Source organism: Leisingera aquimarina DSM 24565 (genome assembly GCF_000473165.1).
Lineage (GTDB): Bacteria > Pseudomonadota > Alphaproteobacteria > Rhodobacterales > Rhodobacteraceae > Leisingera > Leisingera aquimarina.
The window spans coordinates 173,808-182,150 of the sequence record NZ_AXBE01000014.1; the positions used below are offsets into that span (position 1 = coordinate 173,808).

Annotated in this window: 5 protein-coding genes and 1 pseudogene; 3 read left to right on the top strand and 3 right to left on the bottom strand. The window is 63.4% G+C overall.

Annotation, left to right across the window (positions count from 1 at the left end):
- On the top strand, positions 1-2,178 hold the full coding sequence (locus AQUI_RS0103700) for a xanthine dehydrogenase family protein molybdopterin-binding subunit (protein WP_027256301.1): 2,178 nt from the start codon (positions 1-3) through the stop codon (positions 2,176-2,178).
- Positions 2,179-2,230: 52 nt separating this feature from the next.
- Here AQUI_RS0103700 and AQUI_RS0103705 read toward each other — a convergent pair whose 3' ends face one another.
- Complete coding sequence (locus tag AQUI_RS0103705) at positions 2,231-3,133, bottom strand: complex I NDUFA9 subunit family protein (RefSeq protein ID WP_027256302.1); 903 nt, start codon at positions 3,131-3,133, stop codon at positions 2,231-2,233.
- Between the two features lie 430 nt (positions 3,134-3,563).
- Between AQUI_RS0103705 and AQUI_RS29130 the strand changes: the two genes are divergently transcribed.
- Positions 3,564-3,800 carry a hypothetical protein gene (locus tag AQUI_RS29130; RefSeq protein WP_027256303.1) on the top strand — a complete coding sequence of 79 codons (237 nt, stop codon included), beginning with the start codon at positions 3,564-3,566 and terminating at the stop codon, positions 3,798-3,800.
- 405 nt (positions 3,801-4,205) lie between these two features.
- Positions 4,206-5,236 (top strand): annotated as a pseudogene (locus AQUI_RS27135) (IS110 family RNA-guided transposase).
- A 347-nt stretch (positions 5,237-5,583) separates the two neighbouring features.
- On the opposite strand, the gene AQUI_RS0103720 reads toward AQUI_RS27135, so the two are convergent.
- Together AQUI_RS0103720 and AQUI_RS0103725 are read right to left on the bottom strand one after the other, a co-directional pair.
- Positions 5,584-7,995, bottom strand: a complete 2,412-nt coding sequence (locus AQUI_RS0103720) for a GcvT family protein (protein WP_027256304.1) — start codon at positions 7,993-7,995, stop codon at positions 5,584-5,586.
- Positions 7,992-8,343: glycine cleavage T C-terminal barrel domain-containing protein (locus AQUI_RS0103725; RefSeq protein WP_027256305.1), on the bottom strand; the 352-nt coding region annotated here is incomplete at its 5' end. The genes AQUI_RS0103720 and AQUI_RS0103725, both read right to left, overlap by 4 nt.

The following is an 8,343-nucleotide window of genomic DNA, read 5'->3' on the forward strand; positions in this document are numbered from 1 at the left end:
ATGACCCTGAACACCTCCCGCCGCGGCTTTCTGAAAAGCGCTGCCGCCGCCGCTGCTGTCCTCTATGTGGGCGCCCGCGCCGATGGCGCACTGGCGGCTGGTTCCGCTCCGGCCCAGCTGAACCCCTTTGTAAAGATCGACGCCGACGGCACCGTCACCGCCATCGTCAAGCATTTCGAGAAGGGCCAGGGCCCGGCTACCGGCCTCACCACCCTGATCGCCGAGGAGCTGGGCGTGCCGATGGAGGACATCCAGTACGAATTCGCCCCCTCCGACCCATCGAAATACGCCAACCTGGCGTTCGGGCAGTTCCAGGGCACCGGTGGTTCCACCGCGATGGCCAATTCCTTTTTGCAGTACCGCCAGGCCGGGGCTGCAGCGCGGGAAATGCTGATCAAGGCCGCAGCACAGGCATGGAACGCCGACCCCGCATCGCTGACCCTAGAGGACGGCATCATCAAAGGCGCAGGCCAGGAGGCTCCGATTGCGGACTTCGTCGCCGGCGCCGCGCAGATGGAGGCCCCGGCAGAACCGCGGCTGAAGGACCCCAGCGAATTCCGCCTGATTGGCAACGCATCGGTCAAACGCAAGGATTCCCTGCCCAAGACCAACGGCACTGCCAAATATGCGATGGACCTGCATCTGCCGGGCCAGATGGTTGCAGTGTTCATCCGCAGCCCGCGGATGGGCGGGCTGGCCGCAGGGTTTGACGATGCGGAAGCCAAGGCGGTCAAAGGCTACATCCGCGCCGCCGTCCTGCCCAACAAGGCAGGCGTCGCGGTCTATGCCGAGGACACTTGGGGCGCTTTCCAGGCACGCGAAGCGATCAGCGTTGACTGGGACTTCTCCAACGCCGAAAGCCGCAGCTCGGACCAGATCCGCGAGCAATTGCTGGCGGCAGTGAACGCGGAGCCGCAGTATAACGTCACCGGCGCCGATCACGCCGCAACCGCGGCGCTGATCGACGGGGCCGGCAAGGTGGTCGAGCAGACCTTTTATTTCCCGCTGCTGGCACATGCGCCGATGGAACCGCTGACCTGCACCATCGAGGCTGATGCGGATGGCGGCATCACCCTGCACGACGGCGCCCAGATGCCAACCGGGCCGCATATGGCAATGGCGCAGATCTTCCAGCTGCCGATGGAGAAGATCCGCATCAATACGATGTTTGCGGGCGGCTCCTTTGGCCGCCGCGCCACGCCGACGGCGGATTATCAGGTGGAAGCAGCGCTGGCTTTTGCCATGACGGACCGTACCCGCCCGGTAAAGCTGGTCTGGTCGCGCGAGGATGATATCACCGGCGGCTATTACCGTCCCGCTGTGGCGCACCGGGTGCGGGTCGGTCTGGACACGGACGGCAAGATCACCGGCTGGGACCACCGCATTGCAGCACAATCGATCATGAAAGGCACACCCTTTGAGAGCATGATCGTGCACAACGGCGTCGATCACAGCTCGGTTGAGGGGGTGGCGGACAGCCCTTACCGGATCCCCGGCCAGTTCGTCGGCCTCAGCGATACGGCCAAGGCTACCACGGTGCTGTGGTGGCGCTCGGTCGGGCACACCCACACGGCCTATGTGATGGAGGTGATGATGGACGCGGCCGCCCGCGCCGCAGGCCGCGATCCTGTGGAGTTCCGGCTGGCGCTGCTGGAGGGCGGCAGCCAGGAACAGCAGCGTTTGGCAGGGGTACTGAAACTGGCCGCTGACAAGGGCAACTGGGGCCACGCCGCCGAGGGCCGCAGCCAGGGCATCGCTGTCCACAAAAGCTTTGGCAGCTATGTTGCCGAGGTGGTGGAAATCTCCGGCAATGCAGATGACGGGGTGCAGGTTGAAAAAGTCACCTGCGCCGTCGATTGCGGCATCGCGGTCAACCCGGATGTGGTCAAGGCGCAGATGGAGGGCGGTATCGGCTATGGCCTTGGCCATGCGATGCGCAACGAAATCACCCTGACGGACGGCGAAGTGGACCAGTTCAACTTTCCGGATTACGAGCCGCTGCGGATCGGTGATATTGCCGCCATCGAGGTGCACATCGTGCCGTCCGCCGAAGCCCCCACCGGGGTGGGCGAGCCGGGCACACCGCCCTCGGCCCCCGCATTGGCAAATGCCATCGCGGTGTCCGGCCCGCGGGTGACGGAACTGCCGATGACCGGCAACGGGGTCAGCTTTGCCTGACCCTTTGCCCCGCACCGGGTGTCTTGCCTGGTGCGGGGGTTTGCAGCGATGTTTAAACCAGCCCCATGGCAATCGCCGAGTGCGGCGTGATGCCGAGATCGGCAAAGCCTGCCATGGCCTCACCGGCGGTATTGTCCTGCCGCATCAAGGCGACCTGCGCCTGGGTCAGCGGCGGGTTGCGCATCACCCAAAGCACCGCCGCTGCCATCCGCCACAGTGCAAAGGGCACCGGCAGCAGCACCCGGCGGCGGCCGGAACGGACCGCCAGGCGGTGCAGGATACCCCGGTAGGTGAGGGTATCCGGCCCGCCCAGCTCAAACACTTTTCTGCGTGCGCGCGGACCGTCGAGCAACCGGCAGACGGCTTCGGCCACATCCCCCGCCCAGACCGGCTGCAACCGCGTGCGCCCGGTGCCGAACAGCGGGACCACGGGCAGGCGGTCAACGATTTTTTGCAGGTCGCCGAAAAAGGCGCCGCTGCGGCTGAACATCACGCTGGGCCGCAAAACGATGGCGCCGGGGCAGATACCGCGAACGGCAGCCTCGCCTTCGGCACGGCTCCGCACATAGGCTGATGGGGAATGCAGGCTGGCGCCGATCCCGGACACGTGAATAAGACGCTGGCCGTTGTTCTGGCGCACCTGCCGGGCAATGCTTCGGGCGCCATCGACGTGAACGTCTTGGAAACTCTGGCGGCGGCTCTCGGCGTAACAGCCGATGCAGTTGACCACGGCACCAAAGCCCGCCAGAGCCTGTGCCAATCTGTCCGGGTCTGTCAGATCCGTCTTGACCAGCCGGATGCCGTTGCTGCCAAAGCCGCTCTGCGCTGCCGCGGCCTCCGGGAACCGTGTCCCGATGCTGACCCGGCAGCCGTGCTCCTGCAGCCGGCGCACCACCCGCTGGCCGAGAAACCCCGTGCCGCCAAGCACAATCACAAACCGGGCACTGGTCATCATGGGGAAACGCTCCTCATCAGGCCGGGCACAGGAGGCCGGCCCCGCAGGGTCCCGCCACGCGCAGCGCCCGCCAGGGGCGCGAGACGCACCGGACGGGAACAACCCATAGCCTCCCATCACATAGCGCGGCGGCCCGTGCGGGCCACTTGCAGATGGAGCGGATAGGGTCTGCTCCCAACCGCCGCGCAAAGCGGCAGAGTGCAGATGTTGTCATCTGCTAGCAATGGTGCCCCGTCAGGCAAGTTAATACAGGTGGCCTTGATCTCGGGAAGGACGTTTTTGTTGTCCACGGCATCACCGCCGACGGCACGGTTGCCTTCAATCGTTCGATCAAACGCAGGCAGGTTCTCAGATTCTTCGAGAAGCTTCCAAACTGCTTTGCCGGGGTTGGGCTTGCGGCTCGGCGCATCATTGGGCGCGGGAACTAAGGTTGATCCGCCATGACGTGCGCCTGATGCCTCCGGTCTGCGTCAAGCCCTATGTGAAACAGAAGGAGCAACAGGCTTTGCTGCCGATGCATGCCGTTCGGCAACTCATCGGCAGCAAGAAGACCCAGATCCTCAACGTGATCCGCGGCCATTTCCCGGAATTTGGCCAGGTGATCGGGAACCGTCCAGTCGCGGCGATACGCTTCGGCAAAGCCAGCCGGGCGGGTGGTGTTTTTTAACAAACTGATCGACCATCACTCACGGATCGTCGAACGCGCCAAGCGTCTGAGAACGGTCCCCGGAGTTGGCCCGATCTTCGCATCCGCCATCCCGCCGCCTGACCAGAGGCGAAAGAAAAGTTAAAGAATTGCAAGACGAATGCCATGATGGCAGGTGCGGTCATCCGAGAACCTGAAACCCCGTGGTTTGTCCCGAACTTCCAGGTTCGCTTTGCCGATTGGGACCAGGTTCGAGGAACCCAGCAAGGTCAGCGGCAATCAAACCCGCGATCAAAGGCCTGATACATGACCGCACCCGATCACAGGCTTGAGCCGTTCAAAACGATTTGCATCAACAAAAGCAACGGTATGGACCCCGCCGCCCTCCGGCGGCGTATCTTCTATGGAGAGATGGAGGATCATATCGTGCAAGTCAAAAGGATCGGTCTGGATCTGGCCAAGTACGTTTTCGAAGCCCACGCAGCGGCCACGGCTGAAGAAGCCGTTTTGCGGAAGACCCTCCGGCGAGGCGCTGTTGCGTAGTTCTTCGCTGAATTGCCGCACTGTATCGTCGTTATGGAAGCCTGTTGCGGATCGCATTATTGGGCGCGGGTTTTGACTGATTTGGGCCGCGAGGTGAGACTGATCTCTCCACAGTTCGTGAAACCTTGCGTGAAATCGAACAAGAACGATCGCAACGATGCAGAAGCAATCGGTGAAGCTGCCGGCAGACCATCAATGCGCTTTGTACCACCGAAGCCGGCCGGGCAGTTGGAGATACAGGCTGTCCAACGTATCCGCCAGCGCGTGGTTGCAAACCGCACCCGGCTGGTAAACCAGGTTCGCAGTGCACTGGGGAAACATGGTGTCGTAGTGGCGCGGGATATCACCCGTATCCGGCGGGCCTCGGTGAAATCGCCGATGGCCATGAGAGCGAGGTTAGGGACATCTTCATTGATATGCTGCGCGGCATCCGCAACGAATTGGCCGAATTGGATAGCCGGCTCGCGGCTTACAATCGTCGGATCAAGAACCTCTTCCTCTCGTATGTGAGGCGCCAACGCATTGGCCAAATTGAAGGTGCAGGCCCAATTGCGGCAACAGCTTTGGTTGCCGCAACTGGTAATAAGTTTTGCTTCAAGAATGGCCGCCAATTTGCCGCCTGGCCGGGGTTGGTTCCCAAACCGAGATCAAGTGGCGGCAAGCCTCGATTGTTCAGGGTTAGCAAACGAGGCGGCCGATACTTGCGCACCCTGCTGATCCACGGCGCGCAAGCTGTGCTTGGAAAGGCTGCCGGGAAAACCGATGCGCGCGGTAATTGAATAGGGCGGATGCGGCAACGGCGGCATCCGAATGTTGTTGCCGTCGCTCTGGCGAATAAGAACACACGGATCGTCTGGTCGCTCTTAGCGAGAGATCAGGGATACCGTCCGGATCACACCGTGTCGTTCGGTTAATGGTCGTATCGGAAAGTTAGCCATAGGAGAACGGCTCCAAGAACATTGCAACATCTGCCAGGAGGTGGAAATGGGGCACGCCCGTTGCTTTTCGAACCTGATGTGTGGATCTGCAAGGTCAGCACCGATGCCTTAGGGGCGATGAAGCAGAAGCAAGCGGAAATCCATCGGGGCTCGCGGCAACGATATACCGGGCCGCCCTGAGAAGCCGGATATACATCAGCAATCGCCACCTCAAAACCAGAACCAAACAGACCGTTGCAATATGGCGGGATCCATATACATCCACACATGCACAAACCGGCAGCCTCGCAAAAAGGTTTGCCGCCACGGCCGGCTCCGGTGGCCTACCCCACCCGTGCATTGCCTGGATCAAACGGCGCCTCCTCCAGCACCTGCGCAGGCAGCCGGGCTCCCAGCAGCTCCACCGTCAGCCCGTTGCGCGCACTCCGGTCGCGCAAGTACGCCAGCGCCAGCGTCTTGCCGGTGCGGTGGCCATGGGCGGCAGAGGTCACGATGCCCACCACCCGGTCCCCCTGCAGCACGCCGTGGGCATAGAACGGGTCAACCTCCCCTGCCTCCACCTCCAGCAGCACCATCTCCCAGCGGTCCTCTGCCTGCATCCGATGCGCCAGAGCCTCCTTGCCGGTGAAGTCATGGTCCATCCTGATCATATGGCCCGCGCCGGTCTCTGCCGGGGTGCGCTCGGTAGTGAAATCCGCCCCCCAGGCGCGATAGCCCTTCTCCAGCCGCATCGCGTTCATCGCATAGGCGCCGAAAAAGCCCAGCCCGTGCGATTTGCCCGCGGCCTCCAGCGCCAGAAACAGCTCGGGCATCCGGGCAGCTTCCACGTGCAGCTCCCAGCCCAGCTCGCCCACGTATGAGACCCTAAGGGCGCGCAGCGGCAGGCCCGCCACAGTGATTTCACGGACCGACAGCCAAGGGAATTCTCCGGTCAGATCGGAATCGGTCAGCGCGGCCAGCACATCGCGTGATTTCGGCCCCATCAGGCCCAACACGCCATAATCTTCGGTGACATTGGATATCAAAACATCGAACCCTTCTGACCGCGCCCGCAGCAGATCGGTGTCCATTTCCTCCGCCGCGGCGGCGGAGGTCAGATAGATATGGTCCTCCGCCAGCACGCTCACGGTGAACTCCGACTGGGTCCCACCTGCCGGTGTCAGTGCGTGGGTCAGGCCGATCCGCCCCGCCTTGGGCGCGCGATTGGCGCCGATCGTGTCCACAAAGGCGCGGGCATCCGGGCCTGTCACCTCGAATTTCGAGAACACCGACAGATCCGCCAGGCCCACAGCCTCCGTAACCGTCTGGCATTCCTGCGCCACCGGCGCGAACCAGTTGGAACGGCGGAAGCTTGGCACCGCCTCATCGCCTCCCTTGTCCGAGAACCAATTGGGCCGCTCCCAGCCATAAGCCGCGCCCATCACCGCGCCGCGTTCCACCATCAAGTCATGAATGGGCGACAAGCGCTTGCCGCGGGCAGCCGGGCGTTCCTCATGCGGGTAATGCACGCCGAACTGCAGGCCAAAGCACTCAATGGCCTTCTCTACCCGGTAATCGCGGTCGGCCCAGCTGCCAAACCGGCGGCTGTCCACCGCCAGCGCATCCATCGGCGGCGCGCCGTGGGTCATCCAATGGGCCAGGAACCAGCCCGCGCCGCCGCCCTCCATCACCCCCATGGAAGAACCGGTCAGCAGCCAGGCGTTTTCCAGCCCATGCGCCGGGCCGATCAGGGGGTTGGCATCGGGGGTAAAGGTGATCGGACCGTTCACCACCGATTTCACCCCGCCGGTCTCCAGCGCCGGGATGCGCTCCATTGCGGCCATGATGATGTGCTCAACCCGGTCGAGATCGGGCGGCATCAGGTCGGCGCCAAAGTCCGGCGGACAGCCGTCGATGGACCAGGGCTGCGCGTCTTTCTCATACGGCCCAAGGATCAGCCCGTCGCGCTCCTGGCGCACGTACCAGCTTTCTTCCGGGTCGCGGATCATCGGCAGCTCGGGCAACCCCCTGGCGATGCGCTCGGCCACCGCGGGCACCGTATCGGTCACCAGATACTGGTGCAGCACCGGCACCGAGGGGATGTTGAGCCCCATCATATGCCCGACTTCCCAGCCCCAGGTGCCTGCTGCATTAACAAGGTGCTTGGCCCGGATGGTGGATTTCTGCGTCTCGACCACCCAGACGCCCTCTTCACACCGGATCGAGGACACCGGGTTATAGCGCAGGATCGTCGCGCCGTTGGCCCTTGCCGCCTTGGCCATCGCATTGGTGGCCAGCGAAGGGTCAACATGGCCGTCGTCCGGCTCATAAATGCCGCCGAGAATACCGTCTGTGCGGGCCAGCGGGTGCAGGCATTCAACGTCGTCCGGCGTCAGCATCTGAAGCTCATAACCGGTAAAGCGGCTGAGGCCTGCCACATGAGCAAACTCATCCATCCGGTCCGGGTTCGAGGTGATCCGCATCGCGCCCGAGCGGTGGAAGCCGCAGGTGTCGCCGGTCTCCTCCGGCAGGATATCCCGGTAGAGCCGCACGGAGGTTGCGCGCAGCTCCTGAATGGTGGGGTTATGGGCGAAATGGGTGCACAAGCCCGCCGCGTGCCAGGTGGAGCCATGGGTGAGGTCGTTCTTCTCGGTCAGCACCACGTCGGTCCAGCCCGCTTTGGCCAGATGGTACATCAGCGATACCCCCATGGCGCCGCCGCCGATGATCAGGACATTTGCGTTTGTGGTGGTCATGCTTTCATCCGTTCGCCTGAGGGGTCAAAGGGCGGGCGCCGCAGCGCCTCTGCGGTGTAGCGCTGCCCTGCGATGTCGATTTCAAACTGCCGCGCACAGGTCTGGGCCAGGGTCTCGCCCGGCGGCAGCTCCACCAATGCCAGCGCCAGTGTCAACCCGGTGCGCGCACCGCGCCCGCCGGAGGTGGTGAAGCCTACGGTGCGGCCCTTTTCCAGCACCGGCTCGTCATGCAGCACCAGCGGATGGCCGGGCAGGTTGAACAGAACCATCCGGCGGCTGAGACCCTGGGCTTTCTGCGCCGCGAGGGCCGCCTTGCCCAGAAATTCCTTGGACCAGTCGACGGTAAAG